Annotated in this window: 16 protein-coding genes and 1 pseudogene; 13 read left to right on the top strand and 4 right to left on the bottom strand. The window is 68.3% G+C overall.

Annotation, left to right across the window (positions count from 1 at the left end; translation table 11 throughout):
- The first annotated feature begins 4 nt into the window (after nucleotides 1-4).
- The 6 genes from ABZX90_RS29870 to ABZX90_RS29895 all read left to right on the top strand — a co-directional run bounded on the left by ABZX90_RS29870 (nucleotide 5) and on the right by ABZX90_RS29895 (nucleotide 9,597).
- A complete protein-coding gene (locus ABZX90_RS29870; protein WP_355209856.1) occupies nucleotides 5-787 on the top strand; it encodes a DUF1684 domain-containing protein in 783 nt (260 codons plus the stop codon).
- 263 nt (nucleotides 788-1,050) lie between these two features.
- Nucleotides 1,051-1,950, top strand: coding sequence for a S1 family peptidase (locus tag ABZX90_RS29875; RefSeq protein ID WP_351129832.1), 900 nt, complete (start codon nucleotides 1,051-1,053; stop codon nucleotides 1,948-1,950).
- A gap of 221 nt (nucleotides 1,951-2,171) precedes the next feature.
- Nucleotides 2,172-3,125 carry an SPFH domain-containing protein gene (locus ABZX90_RS29880; RefSeq protein ID WP_351129888.1) on the top strand — a complete coding sequence of 318 codons (954 nt, stop codon included), beginning with the start codon at nucleotides 2,172-2,174 and terminating at the stop codon, nucleotides 3,123-3,125.
- A 553-nt stretch (nucleotides 3,126-3,678) separates the two neighbouring features.
- Nucleotides 3,679-4,761 carry a S1 family peptidase gene (locus ABZX90_RS29885; RefSeq protein WP_355209859.1) on the top strand — a complete coding sequence of 361 codons (1,083 nt, stop codon included), beginning with the start codon at nucleotides 3,679-3,681 and terminating at the stop codon, nucleotides 4,759-4,761.
- Nucleotides 4,762-5,041: 280 nt separating this feature from the next.
- Nucleotides 5,042-8,626 (top strand): DNA polymerase III subunit alpha, encoded by a 3,585-nt coding sequence (gene dnaE, locus ABZX90_RS29890; RefSeq protein WP_355209862.1) that lies wholly within the window; start codon nucleotides 5,042-5,044, stop codon nucleotides 8,624-8,626.
- The gene (locus ABZX90_RS29895) at nucleotides 8,623-9,597 is read left to right on the top strand and encodes a hypothetical protein (protein ID WP_355209865.1); all 975 of its coding nucleotides are present in this window, start codon (nucleotides 8,623-8,625) and stop codon (nucleotides 9,595-9,597) included. The genes dnaE and ABZX90_RS29895 overlap by 4 nt, the downstream gene beginning before the upstream one ends.
- A 91-nt stretch (nucleotides 9,598-9,688) precedes the next feature.
- Here the strand turns inward: ABZX90_RS29895 and ABZX90_RS29900 are convergent, their stop codons facing one another.
- Nucleotides 9,689-10,063: a cupin domain-containing protein gene (locus ABZX90_RS29900; protein WP_351129826.1), complete on the bottom strand. Its 375-nt coding sequence runs from the start codon at nucleotides 10,061-10,063 to the stop codon at nucleotides 9,689-9,691.
- A gap of 114 nt (nucleotides 10,064-10,177) precedes the next feature.
- Here ABZX90_RS29900 and ABZX90_RS29905 point away from each other — a divergent pair, with 114 nt between their 5' ends.
- Nucleotides 10,178-10,624 carry a MarR family winged helix-turn-helix transcriptional regulator gene (locus ABZX90_RS29905; RefSeq protein WP_351129824.1) on the top strand — a complete coding sequence of 149 codons (447 nt, stop codon included), beginning with the start codon at nucleotides 10,178-10,180 and terminating at the stop codon, nucleotides 10,622-10,624.
- A gap of 170 nt (nucleotides 10,625-10,794) precedes the next feature.
- Complete coding sequence (locus ABZX90_RS29910; RefSeq protein ID WP_351129822.1) at nucleotides 10,795-11,655, top strand: alpha/beta fold hydrolase; 861 nt, start codon at nucleotides 10,795-10,797, stop codon at nucleotides 11,653-11,655.
- 162 nt (nucleotides 11,656-11,817) lie between these two features.
- Here ABZX90_RS29910 and ABZX90_RS29915 read toward each other — a convergent pair whose 3' ends face one another.
- Nucleotides 11,818-12,891, bottom strand: a complete 1,074-nt coding sequence (locus ABZX90_RS29915; RefSeq protein ID WP_355209870.1) for a lytic polysaccharide monooxygenase — start codon at nucleotides 12,889-12,891, stop codon at nucleotides 11,818-11,820.
- A 330-nt stretch (nucleotides 12,892-13,221) separates the two neighbouring features.
- Nucleotides 13,222-13,308, bottom strand: a pseudogene (locus ABZX90_RS29920) (glutamine synthetase); the annotation flags it as partial.
- Between the two features lie 1,582 nt (nucleotides 13,309-14,890).
- On the opposite strand from ABZX90_RS29920, the gene ABZX90_RS29925 reads away from it, so the two are divergent.
- The 4 genes from ABZX90_RS29925 to ABZX90_RS29940 all read left to right on the top strand — a co-directional run bounded on the left by ABZX90_RS29925 (nucleotide 14,891) and on the right by ABZX90_RS29940 (nucleotide 18,640).
- Nucleotides 14,891-15,313: a DUF4231 domain-containing protein gene (locus ABZX90_RS29925; RefSeq protein WP_355209873.1), complete on the top strand. Its 423-nt coding sequence runs from the start codon at nucleotides 14,891-14,893 to the stop codon at nucleotides 15,311-15,313.
- 83 nt (nucleotides 15,314-15,396) lie between these two features.
- Nucleotides 15,397-17,205: a right-handed parallel beta-helix repeat-containing protein gene (locus ABZX90_RS29930; protein WP_355209876.1), complete on the top strand. Its 1,809-nt coding sequence runs from the start codon at nucleotides 15,397-15,399 to the stop codon at nucleotides 17,203-17,205.
- 140 nt (nucleotides 17,206-17,345) lie between these two features.
- Entirely contained in the window at nucleotides 17,346-17,975 is a 630-nt protein-coding gene (locus ABZX90_RS29935; RefSeq protein ID WP_355209966.1) for a site-specific integrase, read from the top strand.
- Nucleotides 17,976-18,151: 176 nt separating this feature from the next.
- Nucleotides 18,152-18,640: a GNAT family N-acetyltransferase gene (locus tag ABZX90_RS29940; protein ID WP_355209879.1), complete on the top strand. Its 489-nt coding sequence runs from the start codon at nucleotides 18,152-18,154 to the stop codon at nucleotides 18,638-18,640.
- A 218-nt stretch (nucleotides 18,641-18,858) separates the two neighbouring features.
- On the opposite strand, the gene ABZX90_RS29945 is transcribed toward ABZX90_RS29940, so the two are convergent.
- On the bottom strand, nucleotides 18,859-18,993 hold the full coding sequence (locus ABZX90_RS29945; protein ID WP_263974428.1) for a hypothetical protein: 135 nt from the start codon (nucleotides 18,991-18,993) through the stop codon (nucleotides 18,859-18,861).
- Between the two features lie 160 nt (nucleotides 18,994-19,153).
- Between ABZX90_RS29945 and ABZX90_RS29950 the strand changes: the two genes are divergently transcribed.
- Nucleotides 19,154-19,777 (top strand): class I SAM-dependent methyltransferase, encoded by a 624-nt coding sequence (locus tag ABZX90_RS29950; RefSeq protein WP_355209883.1) that lies wholly within the window; start codon nucleotides 19,154-19,156, stop codon nucleotides 19,775-19,777.
- Nucleotides 19,778-19,835 lie beyond the last annotated feature (58 nt).

Consider the following 19,835-nt stretch of genomic DNA (forward strand, 5'->3'; position numbering starts at 1 on the left):
TCACATGACGACGGACGCACCCGAGGACTGGAAGCACTGGCAGGAGCACCGCGTCGCGACGGTGTCCGCGCCGCACGGCCCGCTCGCGCTCACCGGAACCCACTGGATCGAGGACTATCCGGAAGGGCGACTTCCGGACATCCCCGGGCACTGGGCCGTCAAGGGCGACGGATTGGCCCTGACGGCGGCCGCCGAGGACGGGCTCACCGTCGACGGCGAGCCCTTCACCGGCGACATCGTGCTGGATGCCGACTACGGGCCGGCCGGTGGAGCCCGGGTCGGGCTCGGGGAGCGGCGGCTTGTCGTCCTGGTGCGCGAGGGGATCTGGGGCGTACGCGACTACGATCCCGCCGCACCCACCCGGCAGGCCTTCGCGGGCATCGAGGCGACCCCGTACGACGAGCTCTGGTCGGTGCCCGGACACTTCACCCCGTACGGCGAGGGGCGCACCGTGCGTGTCGAGAACGCCGACGGAGTCGCCCGGGGGCTCGCGCTCGGCGGTGTCCTCGCCTTCACTCTGGACGGACAGGACCTCACCCTCCAGGTGTCGGTCGAGAGCGACGGCTCGCTGTGGGCCGTCTTCGCCGACACCACCAGCGGGGACAGCAGTTACCGCTTCCGGTTCCTGCGCCCGGAGGCACCCGATGCCGAGGGGCGCACGACGGTGGACTTCAACAGGGCCGTGCTTCCGCCCTGTGCGTTCGCCGACCATTTCGTCTGCCCGTTCCCGCCGCCCGGAAATACGCTGGGCGTGGCCGTCGCGGCGGGGGAGCGCCGATTGGGCTGAGGCCTCCGGGACGCCCGAAGACGTGGGGGGAATCTGAAGCCTCCAGTGGTCCGATGATCAACCTCCTTGGGGCGTACGCAAGTTGAACGCTGCACGGCCGAAAGGCGCCCTTGCGCCTGTCGGCCGTGCCGCCGAATACTCCCCCTCAGCGCTTGTCAGGAGCACGACTTGTCCGGAATCCGGACGGGCGGCTCCGGGCTGCGCCTCACGGGCCCCAACCCCACGACCTGAGGGCCCCTTACTTCCCTTCGGAGGAATGAAACGTGAGGATCAAGCGCACCACCCCCCGCAGTGGCATAGCGAGACGGAGTCGGCTGATCGCCGTGACCACCGGACTCGTCGCCGCGGCAGCGTTCGCGATCCCCAGCGCGAACGCGTCCGACGCCCAGACTTTCAGCGCCACCCAGCTGAGCAGTGTCAAGCAGTCGGTTCTCAAGTCCGATGTCGCGGGCACCGCTTGGGCGGTCGACGCCAAGACGAACCGCGTGGTCGTCACCGTCGACAGCACGGTCTCGAAGGCGGAGATCGCGAAGATCAGGCAGGAAGCGGGCGGTAACGCTGCCGCGCTCACCATCAAGCACACCCCGGGCACCTTCAAGAAGCTGATCACCGGCGGCGACGCCATCTACGGCGGCGGTTACCGCTGTTCGCTCGGCTTCAACGTGCACAGCGGGAGCACCTACTACTTCCTGACCGCCGGCCACTGCGGTGAGGTCGCCTCCACCTGGTACTCCAACTCGGGCCAGACCACGAGGCTGGGTACGAACGTCAGCTACAGCTTCCCGACCAACGACTTCGCGCTGGTCCGCTACACCAACACCTCGGTCGCGCACCCGAGTGCGGTCGGCAGCCAGACGATCAGCAGCGCGGCCACGCCCAGCGTGGGCACGACGGTCTACCGGCGCGGCTCGACCACCGGTACGCACAGCGGCCGGGTCACCGCCCTGAACGCCACCGTCAACTACGGCAGTGGTGACGTCGTCTACGGCATGATCCAGACCACGGTCTGCGCCGAGGGCGGAGACAGCGGCGGTCCGCTGTACGGCGGCAGCGTGGCCTACGGTCTGACCTCCGGCGGCAGCGGCAACTGCACCTCCGGCGGTACGACCTTCTTCCAGCCGGTCACCGAGGCGCTGAGCTACTACGGCGTGAGCGTCGGCTGACCGGCCGGTCGCGCGACGGACCGGCCGTTCGTCGACTCGTCGACGCACGAGGCCGGCACCCCCCACAGGATTCCGCGCGACCGGACCCGCAGCAGGCAAGCTGGCGAGCCCCCGCACGCAACTGGCGTGCGGGGGCTCGCCCTTGTTCCGGCAACGGAGTTACCTTCGAAGCGCACGCTGTACACGCCCGATGCGCCCACGTCGGACCCTGGGGGGCCGTGATGGTCGAAGAACTGGTGGCGGCGGGAGTCTCCGTCGTGTCCGTGGGGCTGGTCTACACGATGACCGCGGCCCGTGTCGTCAAACAGTACGAACGGGGCGTGGTGCTGCGGCTCGGCAAGCTGCGCTCCGAGGTGCGCGGCCCCGGGTTCACGATGGTGGTGCCCTTCGTCGACCGGCTGCGCAAGGTCAACATGCAGATCGTCACGATGCCGGTGCCCGCGCAGGAGGGCATCACCCGGGACAATGTGACGGTCCGGGTGGACGCGGTCGTCTACTTCAAGGTGGTGGACGCGGCCGACGCGGTCATCCAGGTCGAGGACTACCGCTTCGCGGTCTCCCAGATGGCACAGACCTCGCTCCGGTCGATCATCGGCAAGAGCGATCTGGACGACCTGCTGTCCAGCCGTGAAAAGCTCAACCAGGGGCTGGAGTTGATGATCGACAGCCCGGCGATCGGCTGGGGTGTGCAGATCGACCGGGTCGAGATCAAGGACGTGTCGCTGCCGGAGACGATGAAGCGGTCCATGGCCCGGCAGGCCGAGGCCGACCGTGAGCGCAGGGCCCGGGTCATCAACGCGGACGCGGAGTTGCAGGCGTCCAAGAAGCTGGCGCAGGCCGCCGAGGTGATGTCGGAACAGCCGGCGGCGCTCCAACTGCGCCTGCTGCAGACGGTGGTGGCCGTCGCGGCCGAGAAGAACTCCACGCTCGTCCTGCCCTTCCCGGTGGAGCTGCTGCGCTTCCTGGAGCGGGCCCAGCAGCCGACCGCGCCCGTGCAGGCACCCGAGCCCCAGCAGCCGACCGCGCCCGTGCAGGCGCCCGAGCCTCAACAGGCTGCTGTGCCTCAGCAACCGGTTGAGCTTCAACAGACCGCTGAGCCTGGGCAAGTGTCCGAGCCCCGGCAGGCGCCCGACCCCCAGGAGTCGGCCGATCAGGAGTCGGCCGATCCTCGGTAGCCGGACGGTCATCAGGAGATGACCGTGCCTCAGCGGCCGGCCGAGCCGAACTCAACAGGCAGCTGATCCTCAACAGGCCGCCGTGTTCCGGCGGTCGGCCGCGCGCGAGTGGTCCGTCGGGCCCGCGAGAGTCCGGCGTTCCGACGTCCGCGCAGGCGTCGCCGCTCACCCCTCGACAGCCCGAGCAATCGGTGCAGGAGCAACCACCTCTCGGGGAAGCCTCCTTGGACCGAGCCCGTGAAGGGTCGACAACAAGACAGGACTAGACCTCGCAGGCTGCAATGACATGCCCAGCGGACAGTGTTTGCGGTGGGGATCGACGGGGCGTGACCACGCACGGTCAAGGCGTAGGAGGGGTACGGCCGTTGTCGTACACGCGTCCTGAAGTCGACCTTGTGTGTTCCCTGTGCGTCTCGGAATAGTGGGCGAGGAACAACTGGCATGGACCCGACGGGACGGACTTTTTTCCGTGCTCAGGGTCCATGTCCATACGCCTTCCGGTCCTGGAGGTCCCCACGACCTCCCTGGCCGACCCCCCACAGGAGGACGTGAGTTGAAGCACCGACACATTCCCCGGCGACGTGCCGTCATGACGGGTGCGGGCATCGCCGCACTGGTCGCCGCCGGAGTCACCTTCCAGACTGCGAACGCGAGCGAGGCTCCGAAGAGCATCGCGCCGCACACTCTCTCCATCACGGCGGCCGGAAAACTCGCCTCGACGCTCGGCGAGGACCTGGGCGCCGACGCGGCGGGAACGTACTACGACGCGAAGTCCCGGCACCTCGTCGTCAACGTGCTCGACGAGACCGCGGCCAAGGCCGTCACGGCGGCCGGCGCCAGGGCCAGAATCGTGGAGAACTCCCTCGCCGAGCTGACGAGCGCCCGCAGCACGCTCAAGAAGGACGCAGCCATCCCCGGCACGTCCTGGGCGACCGACCCGGAGACCAACAAGGTCGTCGTCACCGCCGACCGCACGGTCTCCAAGACCGAGTGGGCCAAGCTCGGCAAGGTCGTCGACGGTCTTGGCGCCAAGGCCGAACTCCAGCGCACGAAGGGGGAGTTCAAGCCCTTCATCGCCGGTGGTGACGCCATCAGTGGTTCCGGTGGGCGCTGTTCGCTCGGCTTCAACGTGGTCAAGGACGGGCAGCCGTACTTCATCACCGCCGGGCACTGCACCGAGGCGATCTCCACCTGGTCGGACTCCAGCGGCAACCAGATCGGCACGAACGAGCAGTCCAGCTTCCCGGACAACGACTTCGGCCTGGTCAAGTACACGGCGAGCGTGGACCACCCGAGCGAGGTCGACCTCTACAACGGCTCCTCGCAGCCCATCAGCAAGGCGGGCGACGCCACCGTCGGCATGAAGGTGACCCGCAGCGGCTCCACGACCCAGGTGCACGACGGCACGGTCACCGGCCTGGACGCCACCGTGAACTACGGCAACGGCGACGTCGTCAACGGCCTCATCCAGACCGACGTCTGCGCCGAGCCCGGCGACAGCGGCGGCTCGCTCTTCTCCGGCGACACCGCGATCGGTCTCACCTCCGGCGGCAGCGGCGACTGTACCGCGGGCGGCGAGACCTTCTTCCAGCCGGTGCCCGAGGCGCTCTCGGCCTTCGGCGCCCAGATCGGCTGACGGCCTCCCCGGTCCGGCGGAGCCCCGCCCCCGCGCACGTCGCGGGGGCGGGGCTCCTTCGTTCTCCCTGCCGCGGGGACCTGTACGCCACCTGCTGGGGAACACGGCCGCGAGGAGCCTCACCGTGCTTCCCGCCACCCGGGCCGTCGGGTGTTTGCGCAGGTGGGACGGGTCCGAACGGATGTCGCACAAGAGTTCGATAATTGGTCTATGGTGGGGGTGAGGTAGCTGGGAACAAGTGTTCGAGAGTCTGTCGAGACTCACAGGTCGGGAGGTGTGCGTGCCGGGATTCACGCATCTGCACACCGCCTCCGGGTTCTCCCTGCGGTACGGGGCCTCGCACCCGGAGCGCCTCGCCGAGCGTGCCTCCGAGCGGGGCATGGACGCCCTCGCGCTCACCGACCGGGACACCCTCGCGGGCTCGGTGCGATTCGCCAAGGCCTGCGCGAAGGCGGGCATCCGTCCGCTGTTCGGCGTGGAGCTGGCGGTCGGGGAGCCCGTACGGGGGGAGCGGCGCCGCACTCCGGTGCGTGGCGGTGCCTTCATCGACGAGTCGACACCCCGTGCGACCTTCCTCGCCCGGGACGGCGCGACCGGCTGGGCCGACCTCTGCAGAATCGTCACGGCGACGCATGCGGGCGGCAGGGAGGGCGGCCCGCCGCTGCTGCCCTGGCCGGACAACCACGCCGAAGGCCTGACCGTGCTGCTCGGCCCCGCCTCCGACGTCGGCCGCGCACTCGCCGCGGGCCGCCCCGACCGCGCGGCCGGGCTGCTCGCGCCCTGGCGGGAGATCTACGGCGACGCCCTGCGTCTCGAAGCCGTCTGGCACGGCCGGCAGGGCACCGGTCCCGGCTCCCTGCGCCTCGCCGCCCGCACCATCGGCTTCGCCGCCGAGCAGCGCGTGCGTCCGGTGCTCAGCAACGCCGTCCGGTACGCCGACGCGGGCCTCGGCCCGGTCGCCGACATCCTGGACGCCGCCCGCCGGCTCGTCCCCGTCGACCCCCGGCGCGAGCTGGACTCCGGCGAGGCCTGGCTCAAGGACGAGGCCGCCATGCTGGGCGCCGCCGAACGGATCGTCGAGGCGGCGGGCTACCGCCGTGACACCGCGCACCGGCTGCTCGAACAGACGCGGGCCACCGCCGCCGCCTGCCTCGTCGACCCCGAGGACGACCTCGGCATCGGCGGCGTGCACTTTCCCGAACCGCGTCTCGTCGGCGCGGACCGCCGCACCGCCCAGCGCGTCCTGGCCTCCCGGGCGGCGGCGGGCATGGTGCTGCGCGGCTATGCCGGCCGGCGCGCGTACTGGGAACGGATGCATCACGAGCTGGACATCATCGCCCACCACAACTTCGCCTCCTACTTCCTGACGGTCGCTCAAGTAGTGGACGACGTACGGAAGATGGGCATCCGGGTCGCGGCGCGCGGCTCCGGGGCCGGCTCTCTGGTCAACCACCTCCTCGGTATCGCGCACGCCGACCCCGTCGAGCACCGGCTGCTGATGGAACGCTTTCTGTCCAAGCGCCGCCCGGTGCTGCCCGACATCGACATCGACGTGGAGTCCGCGCGCCGTCTGGAGGTCTACCGCGCGATCATCGGCCGGTTCGGCACCGAGCGGGTCGCGACCGTCTCCATGCCCGAGACCTACCGGGTCCGGCACGCCATCCGCGATGTCGGCGCCGCCCTCTCCCTGGACCCGGCAGAGATCGACCGGATCGCCAAGGCCTTCCCGCACATCCGCGCCCGCGACGCCCGCGCGGCCATGGACGAACTCCCCGAACTGCGCGCACTGGCCGGGGAGAAGGACAGATACGGCAAGCTGTGGGACCTGGTCGAATCCCTCGACGCCCTCCCGCGCGGCATCGCCATGCACCCGTGCGGGGTGCTCCTCTCCGACGCCTCCCTGCTCGCCCGTACGCCGGTCATGCCGACCAGCGGCGAGGGCTTTCCCATGTCGCAGTTCGACAAGGAGGACGTCGAGGACCTCGGGCTGCTCAAGCTCGACGTACTGGGCGTGCGGATGCAGTCCGCGATGGCGCACGCGGTGGCCGAGGTGGAGCGGGCCACGGGGGACCGGCCGGACGTCGACGCGGTGGCGCCGGGTGACCCGGCGACGTACCGGCTCATCCAGTCGACCGAGACGCTGGGCTGCTTCCAGATCGAGTCGCCGGGCCAGCGGGACCTGGTCGGACGCCTGCAGCCCGCGACCTTCCACGACCTCGTCGTCGACATCTCGCTCTTCCGGCCGGGGCCGGTCGCCGCCGACATGGTGCGGCCGTTCATCGAGGCGCGGCACGGCCGGGCATCGATCCGCTATCCGCACCCGGACCTGGAGGGGCCGCTGAAGGAGACGTACGGAGTCGTCGTCTTCCACGAGCAGATCATCGACATCGTCGACATCATGACCGGCTGCGGGCGCGACGAGGCGGACCGGGTGCGACGCGGGCTCTCCGACCCCGAGTCGCAGGGGCGGATCCGGTTCTGGTTCGCGCAGCACGCGGCGGCGAAGGGATACGACGCCGAGACCGTCGCGCGCACCTGGGAGATCATCGAGGCCTTCGGTTCGTACGGCTTCTGCAAGGCGCACGCCGTCGCCTTCGCCGTCCCGACGTACCAGTCGGCGTGGCTGAAGGCCCATCACCCGGCCGCCTTCTACGCCGGGTTGCTCACGCACGACCCCGGGATGTATCCGAAGCGGCTGCTGCTGGCGGACGCGCGGCGGCGCGGGGTGCCGATCCTGCCGTTGGACGTGAACCGGTCGGCGGTCGCCCACCGTATCGAACTGGTGTCTGAATCTCTGCCGATTGACGGCTCGGCCGACTCCACCCGTTCCGTCGACTCCGCCGGCTTCGTCGGTCGCTGGGGCGTCCGGTTGGCGCTCTCCGACGTGCACGGCATCAGTGAGGCGGAGGCCGCGCGGATCGCGGACGGACAGCCGTACGCCTCGCTGCTCGACTTCTGGGAGCGGGCCCGGCCGAGCAGGCCGCTCGCCCAGCGGCTCGCGCAGGTCGGCGCGCTGGACGCGTTCGGCGCCAACCGCCGTGATCTGCAACTGCACCTGACCGAACTGCACCGCGGCTCCCGGGGCGCCGGCGGAGGCCAACTCCCGCTGTCCGGCGGGCGGAACACCGCCTCCGCCGGGCTGCCCGACCTGTCCTCGGCGGAGCGGCTGAGCGCCGAGCTGGGTGTGCTCTCGATGGACGCCTCACGCAATCTGATGGACGACCACCGCGCGTTCCTGGGGGAGCTGGGCGTGGTCACGGCGCGCCGGCTGCGCGAGGCGCGGCACGGTGAGACGGTCCTGGTCGCCGGTGCCAAGGCGGCCACCCAGACCCCGCCGATCCGCTCCGGCAAGCGGGTCATCTTCAGCACGCTGGACGACGGGACGGGCCTGGTCGACCTCGCCTTCTTCGACGACTCCCACGACGCCTGCGCCCACACCGTCTTCCACTCCTGGCTCCTGCTCGTGCGCGGAGTGGTGCAGCGCCGCGGCCCGCGCAGCCTCAGCGTGGTGGGCGCGGCGGCCTGGAACCTCGCCGAACTGGTCGAGCTGCGCGCCGAGGGCGGCCTCGACGTGGTGGCGGCACGACTGGCGGAGCCCGCGCGGGAGAAGCCGGGGGAGCCGGAGAGGCCCGAGGGGCCGGAAAATCCGGAGGGTCCGGGTCCGGGTCCGGGTCCGGGGTCGAGGTCGAGGTCGGGGGGGCCGCGGCGGCCGGGGAAGCCGGTCGACGGTGATCCGGCCGGGGGCCGGACGATCCGGATGCCCACGGGGTACGAGATGCACCCCTGGGCCGATCTGCGCCCCGCGGGTGAAGGACCCGCGGGAGGAAAGAAGTTGTGGCACCAGAGTCCGGGGAGTGCGGGATGACCATCCTCTGCGTACGTTTCCAGCTGCCTCCGATGCGTGAGGCCGCCCTGCCTCAACTCCTCGGCGTTCTGGAGGAGTTCACGCCCGTCGTCGAGGCGCTGCCACCCGACGGAGCGCTGCTCGATCTCCGGGGGGCCGAGCGCTACTTCGGGCGCGGTACCGTCGAGTTCGCCTCGCTGATCCGGGTGCGGGCGCTCGCCCTGCACGGGATCGACTGCGTGATCGGCGCCGGGCCCGGACCGATGCTCGCGCGGATGGCGCTGCGGGACGCCGTACCCGGGGTGGCCCGCGTCGTGTCCGAAGAACCGGACGCCGTAACGGAGTTTCTCGCCGACCGGCCCGTCGCCGCGCTGCCCGGCGTCGGCGGCGCCACCACCCGCACCCTGTGCGAGTACGGTCTCGACACCATCGGCAAGGTCGCGGCCGCACCCCTGTCCACGCTGCAGCGCCTCACCGGCGCCCGGGCCGGCCGCGAACTGCACGAGAAGGCGTCCGGCATCGACCGGAGCCGGGTCGTACCGAACGCCACCTCGCGATCTCTCGCCACCGAACGCCCCTTCCAGCACGATGAGTTGGACCCCTCCCGGCATCGCCACGCCCTGCTCTCCGCCACTGAGGAACTCGGCACCCGGCTGCGCGCCCTGGAGAAGGTCTGCCGCACGCTGACCCTCACCATGCGCTACGCCGACCGCTCCGCGACCACCCGCAGCCGCACCCTCAAGGAACCGACCGCCCACTCCTCGACGCTGACCGGCACCGCGTACCGCATGTACGAGGCGCTCGGCCTCCAGCGCGCCCGGGTCCGTTCGATCGCCCTGCGCGCCGAGGGTCTGACCTCCGCCGCGCGCGCCTCCCACCAGCTCACCTTCGACCCGGTGGACGAGAAGGTCCGCCGCATCGAGGAGGTCGCGGACCGGGCGCGGGCGAAGTTCGGCCCGCATGTGATCGGGCCGGGGACGCTGGCCGCGTGAGGTCCGTATGGCGGGGCGGGACCGCTTTCCCGCCCCGCCCCTCCGTACGGAGATCGGCCCCGCGTCTGCCGCGTGATCCGAACGGCGGCCCCTAGTTGGCCCAGGGCGGCGTGAGGACCGAGCCGTCGGCCAGTTCCGCCCGGAGGCCGATGGAGGTGGTGACCCAGGAGACCGCGGGCTCCTGGGTCGGGTTCTCGATGCCGACGGTCGCGCCCGGGTTGATGATCACGGTGTCGCCCGCGGCGATCCGCTCGGTGTGACCGTCGAGCGTGACCAGCAGCTCGCCGGAGAGGAGATGGAAGATCTCCTCGCGGTTGACGGTGTGCACGGGAGCCTGGTGTCCCGCGGGAATCTCCGTGCGCCAGGCGCACAGCTCCTTGCTGCCGCTGCGTGGTGCGGCGTACGAGACGAAACGACCGCCGTGGATCTCGTGGACGACGGCTTCGGACGAGCGGACGACGGGCACGGGTGCCTCCTGGATCGGCGATACTGGCGATATTTGGTCAAGTAGATTGACTAAAGATTCAAGCAACATGGTCAAGCAGGTTGACCAATTCGTCAAGGGTGTTTCAATGCATGCGTGCAGAACTCCGAGGCCATGGCCCTGTCAGCCGCCCTGCTCGCCACCGCCGGTGAGCTGACGCAACGTATCCACGACGGCGTGGTCGCCCGGGGATTCGAGGGGCTGCGGCCCGCGCACGGCTTCGCCTTCACTCGGATCGCGCCGGACGGGGCGACGGTCACCGACCTCGCCGCCCATCTCGGGGTCACCAAGCAGGCCGCCAGTCAGCTCGTCGAGGAACTCGTCCGCAAGGGGTATGTCGAGCGGCGGCCGCATCCCGACGACGCGCGGGCCAGGCTCGTCGTGCTCACCGAGCTGGGGTGGGCGTGCACCCGTGCGGCGGAAGAGGCCGCCGCGGATGCCGTGCGGGCCTGGGCCGAAGTGCTGGGAGAGGCCGAGATGCGCGCGTTGTATACGCGTTTGCTGAGCATCGCGCCCTACGGTCCGATCAGGCCCGCCTGGTGACGGTCGACCGACCGTGACGGTTGCTCCGGTTATCACTGGAAGTTTTTACTGACGCGTAACTTCACACGAGTGCTACTCGCCCGTAACTTGACGAGTGAACAGCATCCTCGTGATCCGGATCACAGGGCGTACACCCCCACAACTCCCTTGAGCCGCAAGGAGATCACTCGATGCTGCCCTGGAAGCGAGTGCTCAGACCCCTGGCCGCGCTACTCCTGACCACCGCTGTCGCGGTCGTCCCCGCCGCCACAGCACAAGCTGATTCCGCCCCCAGCAGTGGCTGGAACAACTACGCGTGCAAGCCGTCCGCCACCCATCCCCGCCCCGTCGTCCTCGTCCACGGCACCTTCGGGAACTCCGTCGACAACTGGCTGGCCCTCGCGCCCTACCTGACCAGCCGCGGGTACTGCGTCTTCTCCCTCGACTACGGGCAACTGCCCGGCGTCCCCTTCTTCAACGGCCTCGGACCCATCGACAAGTCGGCCGAACAGCTCAAGGTCTTCGTCGACAAGGTGCTCGCGGCGACCGGCGCCGCCAAGGCCGACGTGGTGGGTCACTCGCAGGGCGGCATGATGCCCCGCTACTACCTCAAGTTCCTCGGCGGAGCCGCCAAGGTGAACGCCCTCGTCGGTATCGCTCCCGACAACCACGGCACGAATCTCAACGGCCTCGCCAATCTGCTGCCGTACTTCCCGGGAGCCGAGGACCTGCTGTCGACTGCGACTCCGGGACTCGCGGACCAGGTCACCGGCTCCGCGTTCCTGACCAAGCTCAACGCGGGCGGCGACACCGTCGCCGGCGTCCACTACACGGTCATCGCCACCAAGTACGACGAGGTGGTCACGCCGTACAACTCCGGGTTCCTGAGCGGATCCGACGTCCACAACGTCCTGTTGCAGAACCTGTGCGGGCTCGACCTCTCCGAGCACGTGGCCATCGGGCTCTTCGACCGGATCGCGTACCACGAGGTCGCGAACGCCCTCGACCCGGCACACGCCTCCGCCACCACCTGCGCGTCCGTGTTCAGCTGACCGGGCCGGCGGAGTGCTCGTCCGCCCACGCCCGACCTGGCATGCCGGTGTGATCGTTCGTCCGTCCGCGTCCGGTACACGTTCCGGACGCGGACGGCTGAGCACGCCGCCGGGGGCTGTCCGGCCTGAGCCGCCGGTCAGCCCCCGGAGTCGTCCGGCGTTCTAGCGGCCGTGCCGGCCGTCGGACGCCGCGCGTCGGCGCACCGAGGCGAACAGCGCCGCGGCACCGAGCGCCAGAGCGGCGGCGCCGCCGATCGCGATGTACGAGGTGGAGGAGTCACCGCCGGTCTCGGCGAGGCTCTCGGAGGAACCGGCGGCCTCCGGCTGGTTCTCCGCGGCGCCCGGAGCGGTCTCGGTGCCGTCGCCGGTCTCGGTGCCATCGGCGGACTCGGCGCCCCCGGCGGCGTCCGTGTTCGGGGTCGGCTCCGCCGAGGTGCCGGCGTCGTTGTCACCGTGGCCGTGGTGCTCCACGGTCGACTTGTCGCTGCCGTCCTCGATCTGCTCGTCGGAGGGCGCGGAGGCGCTCGGCGCGGGAGAGGTGCCGCCCGAGCCCTTGCCGCCGCCCGCGTCCTTGCCGCCGCCCGCGGCGGTGCCACCGCTTCCGCCGAACGCGACGTCGGAGCAGGAGTAGAAGGCCTCCGGGCTGTCCGAACGCTGCCAGACCGCGTACAGGAGCTGCTTGCCGGAGCGCTCCGGGAGGGTCCCGGAGAAGGTGTAGAAGCCGCCCGAGGCGGCCGGGTCGGTGACCGTCGCGACCGGGTGCGTCAGGTCCAGGTCGTCCCAGGCCAGCGGCTGGGACGGGTCGTAACCGGCCTTCGTGATGTAGACCTTGAACGTGCCCTTGTGCGGTGCGGTCACCCGGTACTTGAAGGTGTACGAGCCGCTGCCCACGCTCGTCGCGGGCCAGTCGGAGCGCGCCAGGTCGAGACCCTTGAACTCGGCGTTGCCCGCGCTGCACAGCTTGCCGTCCGGTATCAGCGCCTCGTGCCGGCCGTTCGCGTCACCGATGCGGATGCCGTTCCAGTCATAGAGCGCCTGGGTGCCGCCCGCCGCGACAGCCGCCTTGCAGGCGTCCGACCTGGGGTTCTCCGGACCCTCCGCGTAGCACTGGGCCACCCGGCTCACCGGGTCCCCCATCGAGCCGTGTGCCGAGGCCGGCGCGGCGGCCAGCGCGGACAGGGCGAGCGGGGCGATGCCGAGGGCGGCGACGCCGACGGCCTTGCGGCCTGCGGACATGGGGCAACTCCTCGAACGGTTCTGGTGCGTGGGGCGAGTGCCGCATGGCGTTCCGTGCGGGGATCCCGTGGGGGGCGATCAGAAAACTAGCCCCTGAAAACCGTTGAATCGCCTGCTGGAGGCGGGTGATGGAGATCCTTATGGCGCTGTTAAGGCAGAGCTAACGGGGGGCTCAGGAAGGGGGATTGGGGAGGCCGGTATCACCTGCTGCCGAGTGCTGCCGCTGTCCGCAGCGGTCCGCGCTCGTCCGTCGTCGGACGCTTCGGTTGGCTCCCCGTATGGCTCCCAACGACCGCCAGCTCTAGAAGCCGTTCCCGCGCCACTCCGCGTCTACAGCAGGGGCAGGGCCCTCCGCAGCTTGGAGGCGGTCACCTTGGAGCGGGACTCTTCCCACTCCTGGCGCTTGTTGCGCAGGAACTTGTGCGACGCCGGACGACCCTCGAACGATCCGCGCCACGGCGCCGGTGACCTGCGTTTTACCGGCCGTCCACGGTCGTTGGTGGTCACTGCGGGCCAGCCTCCGACGGCCCACAGACGGCCCGGCTCAGGCCCCAACCTGGGTGCAGGTCGCGTCGATCGCTGACGACCTGTTTCAGTACCGCTCAACGTGCGGACAGAGATCTCGTCCCGGAGGCAACTTGGATGGAGCCTCCGTCTTGGGCTGGTGTGCCCAACGCAAGTCGTACTGCCTGGAAAGCAAAGCGGTCCTCGTCAGAACCTCTGACGGTACCTCAGCTTGGGAAGCTTGGGTTCTCTACCGGTGGTTGCCGGGCTGACCTGCGGCGGACCGGCTTTGTAACCTGCCTGGCCGACGGCTTGGACCCCGCCATTCCCCGTGGTTCCCCGCACGATCTGGCACGGTTCTGGCACGACTCCTTCTTGCGACCGTCCGGCGGCAAGGGACGGGGGCCGTACTGCTCATAGTTCGGCGAGTCGTTGGCTCCGTCTCGACAGCCCTCTCGCCACACCTGCCGCTCCGACGTGTCGGGCATCCGCCTTCCGCATTCGTCGTCGGTCCAGAACTGTGTAGGGCTGTTCCACCCGGCGCCATACATGATGGCCTCAGCGCCCTCCTTGCCCGAACAGTCAGCTGGCCGCGCGGAAGTCTCGTAGGTCCCGGACACTTCCTCGCCTACGGAAAATGCATCCCAGTAGACGTCATCGACTGACGTGCAGCCGGCAAGCAGCAGCACAGCAGCAAAGATCATCCAAGGCAGAGCGCTATATCGCACCAGTCCCCCTCAGCCGTTGTCCGGAGGAACCATAAGTGCAGGCAGATGGTCACTGTGTGCCTGTCACGAAAACCAACGGCAAAGCTTAGCCGTGAATGACGACACGGCTCCGGAGGCCACTTGACAGCAAGGTAACGCAGTAGGTCAGGGCTCGGGCGCGGCTGACCAAGCCCGGATGAGTCCACGGATAGTCCACGGCTGGCGCGAGTACCGCCTTCGGAGAGACGACGGAACGCGCGACCTCTGACCTTAGACTTCGCTACCTGGCGCCGCGTCAGGTAGATCGACGACAGGACACGTCATTCTCCTCTGCCTCAGGTTTGCGTCGCGGATTCAGATGCCTAACGTCCTTAAGTCATAGGAACGTTCTGGCCAGCACTGATACTTGACAACCCTAATACCTAGTGCGCAGTTGCGGACTTCTGCGGTTGGCGCACACTGGAAAGTGAGCCCACACCAGGGGGATGCCGATGCGCTGGCCCCAAGCAGAGTGGGCAGAAGCGGAAAGCAGCGTAGCGTGGTGGCTGCCATGGCCTGGCGGTGGGAACCGGGTTGGACCGCAAGACGGCTGAACCGTTGGCTGGGTGGTTGGTCCGGCCGGGGACCGAAGGAATTGCCAGAGGTGTGAACCCCCCAAATCGAAGGAGGCCTGTTCTGGCAGGTTCTGTGCGCGTCCCTTTCCTGTGAGGTTCCCTCATGTCAGACACTGGGACGGCTGGAGGTCGAATGAGCGGTTCAGAGTTCGACGATGCCCCCCTTCGTACGCCATGTCGCTCGCGGACGATAGCTACACCTGGTACCGCGGTGCCGCAATCGGGAACCGGAGGGTATACAAAGTCAACGAAACGTTGGCGCTGGTGGTAGCCGCCGCGATCCCGGTGAGTGCGGCAATCTGGCCCGGTAACACCGTGATTCCCGCAGTCCTGGGGGCGATCGTCGTGGTTATGACGGGTGCTCGAACCATCTTCCACTCGCAGGAGAACTACCTACGCTTCAGCAGGGCGCGTGAGGCAGTGGAGGCCGAGCGCAGGCTGTACCGGACTGGATCCGCGCCGTACGACGACGTAGCAACCCGTGACGCGGTGCTCGCCGCCAACGTCACAGCCATCGAGCGCGAGGAAATGGGCAGCTGGATTGGCATCGCATCTCAGCAGCCCAACATCAGCAGCCGTGCAAACAGTCCCCGCTGAAGGGTTCATCGATAGTTGGCTGGCTGCGTGGCACGTTGTCACGGAGAGGATGAGAAGGAATGTCGGGTAGGCCTGCCGCGTTCATGAGCTACGTCCGCTTCAATGACCAGCACGATGACGGGCTCGTCACCCAGTTCCGAGAACGTCTTGCTAGCGAAGTCAGGGCGCAGACCGACCAGGAATTTGAGATCTTTCAGGATCGTAATGACATTCAGTGGGGAGAGAATTGGCAGCAGCGCATCGATAACGCTCTGGATGCGGCTACATTGCTGCTAGTCGTCATTACGCCTAGCTTTTTCCACAGTTCTGCTTGCAGGGCAGAGGTGGCGCGGTTCCTGAAACGGGAAACTGACCTGAGTCGCCAAGATTTGATCCTTCCCGTGTATTACATCAGCGCAGCGGAGCTGGATGATCCTGAGCTTCGCGAAGAGGATGAAATGGCCCGAATGCTGGCCTCACGGCAGTATGCCGACTGGCGTGAATTGCGGTTCGAACCGTTTACCTCACCACCAGTACGCAAGACCGTCGCGCAACTCGCGTCGCGGATGCGGGATGCATTCTGGAGACCGCTTGATTCCGCTCCGGATCCCGGCAGACCCACAAGGATTATAGGAGCAGCGTCAGAGTCGATCGAAAAGAGGGGAACGGTTAGGGTTACGACCAAGTCCACCCCGCCGACCCACATTGTTGATCCGTATCATCGGGGGGATTTCACTACAGTCGGCGCAGCTATCAAGGCAGCAAAACCGGGTGATCGAATTCTGGTCCGTCCAGGCCTGTATATGGAGGGCCTGCTGGTCGACAAACCGTTGGAAATCCTCGGTGATGGTCCGGTCGCCGATATCGAGATCCGTTCGTCTGATGCTGATGCGCTCATGTTTCAGACCAGCATCGGACGGGTCGAGAACCTGACACTTCACCAAGCCGGAGGTAATTGGTACGGCGTAGACGTCACCCAGGGACGGCTGGAACTTGAAGGCTGCGACATTACCAGCCGGGGGCTCGCGTGCGTAGCCATCCACGATGGTGCTGACCCACGACTGCGCCGCAACCAAATCCACGGCAGCAAACAGGGCGGCGTCTTCGTATATGACGGCGGTTTTGGCACGCTGGAGGACAACGACATCAGCGCCAACACCATGACAGGGGTGGCGATAAAAACCGGCGGCGAGCCCACCCTGCGCCGCAACCGGATCCATGACAACAAGGCAAGCGGCGTCTTTATCTACGAAAGCGGTTCGGGCACGCTGGAGGACAACGACATCAGCGCCAACACTCTGACAGGGGTGGCGATAAAAACCGGCGGCGAGCCCACCCTGCGCCGCAACCGGATCCATGACAACAAGGTCGGCGTCTATATCGATGACGGCGGTTTTGGCACGCTGGAGGACAACGACATCAGCGCCAACACCATGACAGGGGTGCAGATAAAAACCGGCAGCGATCCCACCCTGCGCCGCAACCGGATCCATGACAACAAGACAAGCGGCGTCTTTATCTACGAAAGCGGTTCGGGCACGCTGGAGGACAACGACATCAGCACCAGCACCCTGGCAGGGGTGGCGATAAAAACCGGCGGCGAGCCCACCCTGCGCCGCAACCGGATCCATGACAACAAGGCAAGCGGCGTCTTTATCTACGAAAGCGGTTCGGGCACGCTGGAGGACAACGACATAAGCGCCAACACTCTGACAGGGGTGGAGATAAAGACCGGCGGCAAACCTATTTTGCGCGCTAATCGAATCAACGGAAACGGATATGAGGCGGTGTATATTCACGAGGGCGGTGGAGGCGTGATCGAGGACAACGATCTGACCGAGAACGCCGAAGGCGCATGGGATATCGCAGCAGATTGCGAAGAAAACGTGATCCGCGCTGGCAACGAGGAATGAACAACCGCACAAGTTGGCAAGTTCCCCGCAGTTCCTGCTCGTCGTGGCGTGGTGGCGCCACCTTGATCATCAGGTCAGCGTAGCGACTTTGGCCGGGAGCACCGGAGGGGCGAGCGGGGCGGCCGAGCAAGTCGCTGTCTCTGGAACAGGCTGCGGCGGTTCTTCGAGCCAAGGATGGCAGCTGGGTCCACGCGTACGTGGTGCTTTCGCTGCTCGTAGGGGTTCGGCCGGAGGAAGCGAGGCCCCTGACCTGGTCGCATATCCACCTCACGCGCTCAGGGAACGAGAAGCCGCACGTGAACGTCTGGCGCTCGGTGCGTCAGCACGGGGACACGAAGACCCGGAAGAGCCGGCGCTCGCTGGCCATGCCGCAGCAAGCTGTCGCCGTCATGAAGGCTCACCAGTGCCGCGAGCGGGCCGCCTGCCTCGCGGCCGGCGAGGAGTGGACGGACGAGCGGCTTGTATTCCCGACGGTGGCGGGTGAACGTCGCAGTGCCCTGAACGTGCGCCGGAACTTCAGGACCCTCTTAAAGGAGGCCGGCTTCAAGGATCCGCAGGCTTGGACTCCACGCGAGCTGCGGACGAGCTTTGTGTCTGTCCTGTCGGACTATGGGATCCCGATCGAAGTGATCTCACGTCTCGTAGGGCACAACGGCAGCGGGACGACCGAGAGGGTCTATCGCAAGCAACTGCGTCCCGTCATCGCCGAGGGCGCGGAAGCCATGGACCACATCTTCGGAGACGAGGCTGAGGACGGCGAGATCGACTGAGACGCGGGAAACCGTCTGATTCTTCGACCGTGGCTCCCTGTTTGGCTCCCATTACCTAGGGGATCCCTCGAAGGCATACCTCTGACCTGCGCGAAAACATGCTCTGCTGGCCTATGGGTGTTTACGGCGCTGTTAAGGGAGTGCTGAGGCTGCGATCAGGTAGATAGCGTTCGGGCATGACAGAGACGTCCGAGGAGTTCGGGGAGACGCCCGAGGAGTTCGGAGTGCGGGCGGCCGTCGCCGCCGACGTGCCCGCCGTGAAGGCCGTGATCGACGCCGCGTTCCAGCCCTACGTCGAGCGCATCGGGCTCGTTCCGGTGCCCATGGAAGCGGACCACGCGGCGAACGTGGCCGCCGGGCGGGTGTTCGTCACGGGGGAGCCGGTGACGGGGCTCGTGGTCGTCGAGGAGCGCGCGGAACCGGACCATCTGTACCTCGACATCATCGCGGTCCGCCCCGAGGTCCATGGCCGGGGCATCGGGGGACGGCTGCTGCGCTTCGTGGAGGCACACGCTCGTGCGCTCGGCCTGGACGAGATCAGGCTCTACACGAACGCGATGATGTGGGAGAACCAGAAGATCTACCCGAGGTACGGGTACGAAGTGATCGAGCGGCGCGCGGACGGGCCGTACGACCGGATCCACTACCGCAAGCGGCTGACCTGACGTGTCCACCGTGTCCACGGCAAGCTGCTGACCTGACCGTGTCCACCGCGAGCGGCCGATCGGTGTCCACCACAAGGCGTCGGTCCGACGGTGGGTCCGACGGTGACCAGCGCACGTCGCGGACCTGACGGTGACCAGCGCACGTCGCTGATCCGGCGATGACCACCGCGGGCCGTTGATCCGGCGGTGTTCTTCCGCGCCGGGAGCGGCGCGGCGGCTCAGCCGTCCGGCCACCAGGTGCGCGCGATGTCCTTTCGGACCTCGGGGCGCTCGGCGGGGCGCTCGTCGGGCTCGTCCCGTACGCGGCGGGAGTCCGACTTCCTCAGGGGCTTCTGCACGGTCACACGGCGCATGGCTGCCTCCTTGCGTCTACCGGATTCCGCGGTTGTACGGAGGTAGACCCTTTCGGGGAGAGTTCCTCATCGGTCGCGTTCTGTCTGTGGCGGCGGTCACCTGTCGATGGTCGGGGCGGTCACCCGTCGACTGTCAGTGGCGGGTGTCACCCTGGGGCGCATGGTGAGTAACAGTGGCATGAATCCCGGGGCGAGTGTCGACTGGGACGCGGAATCCGCGACCTTCGACGAGGAGCCCGACCACGGCCTGCGCGACCCTCTGGTCCGCGAGGCCTGGGCCGCCCGGCTGCGGGACTGGCTGCCCGAGCGGCCCGGCGATGTGCTCGACGTGGGCTGCGGCACCGGCAGCCTGTCACTCATCGCGTCCGAGCGGGGGCACCGGGTCACCGGCGTCGACCTCTCGCCGCGCATGATCGACCTGGCCCGCGCCAAGCTAGCAGGCCGTGACGCGGTGTTCCTCAGAGGTGACGCGGTGGCACCGCCCGTCGGCGAGCAGCGCTTCGACGTCCTGCTCAGCCGCCATGTCCTGTGGGCGCTGCCCGATCCCGAGCGCGTGCTGCGGCACTGGCGCGGACTTCTGCGCCCGGGCGGGCGGCTGGTGCTCGTCGAGGGCGTGTGGGGGACCGTGAGTCCGGTCGGTATGTCCGCCGAGCGGCTGACCGCCCTGCTCCGGCCCCTGGTGTCCGACGCCGCCGACCTGCGCATGGAGCCACTCTCGGGCGACGCGCGGCTGTGGGGGCGGGACGTCGACGACGAGCGGTACGCCGTGGTGGCCACCTTCTGACTGGCGCCACTCGCTCAACCGGCGGCGGCACGGGCCGACGCCGTTCGCTGTGCGGTCG

The organism is Streptomyces sp. NPDC002935 (assembly GCF_040611295.1).
Classification (GTDB): domain Bacteria; phylum Actinomycetota; class Actinomycetes; order Streptomycetales; family Streptomycetaceae; genus Streptomyces.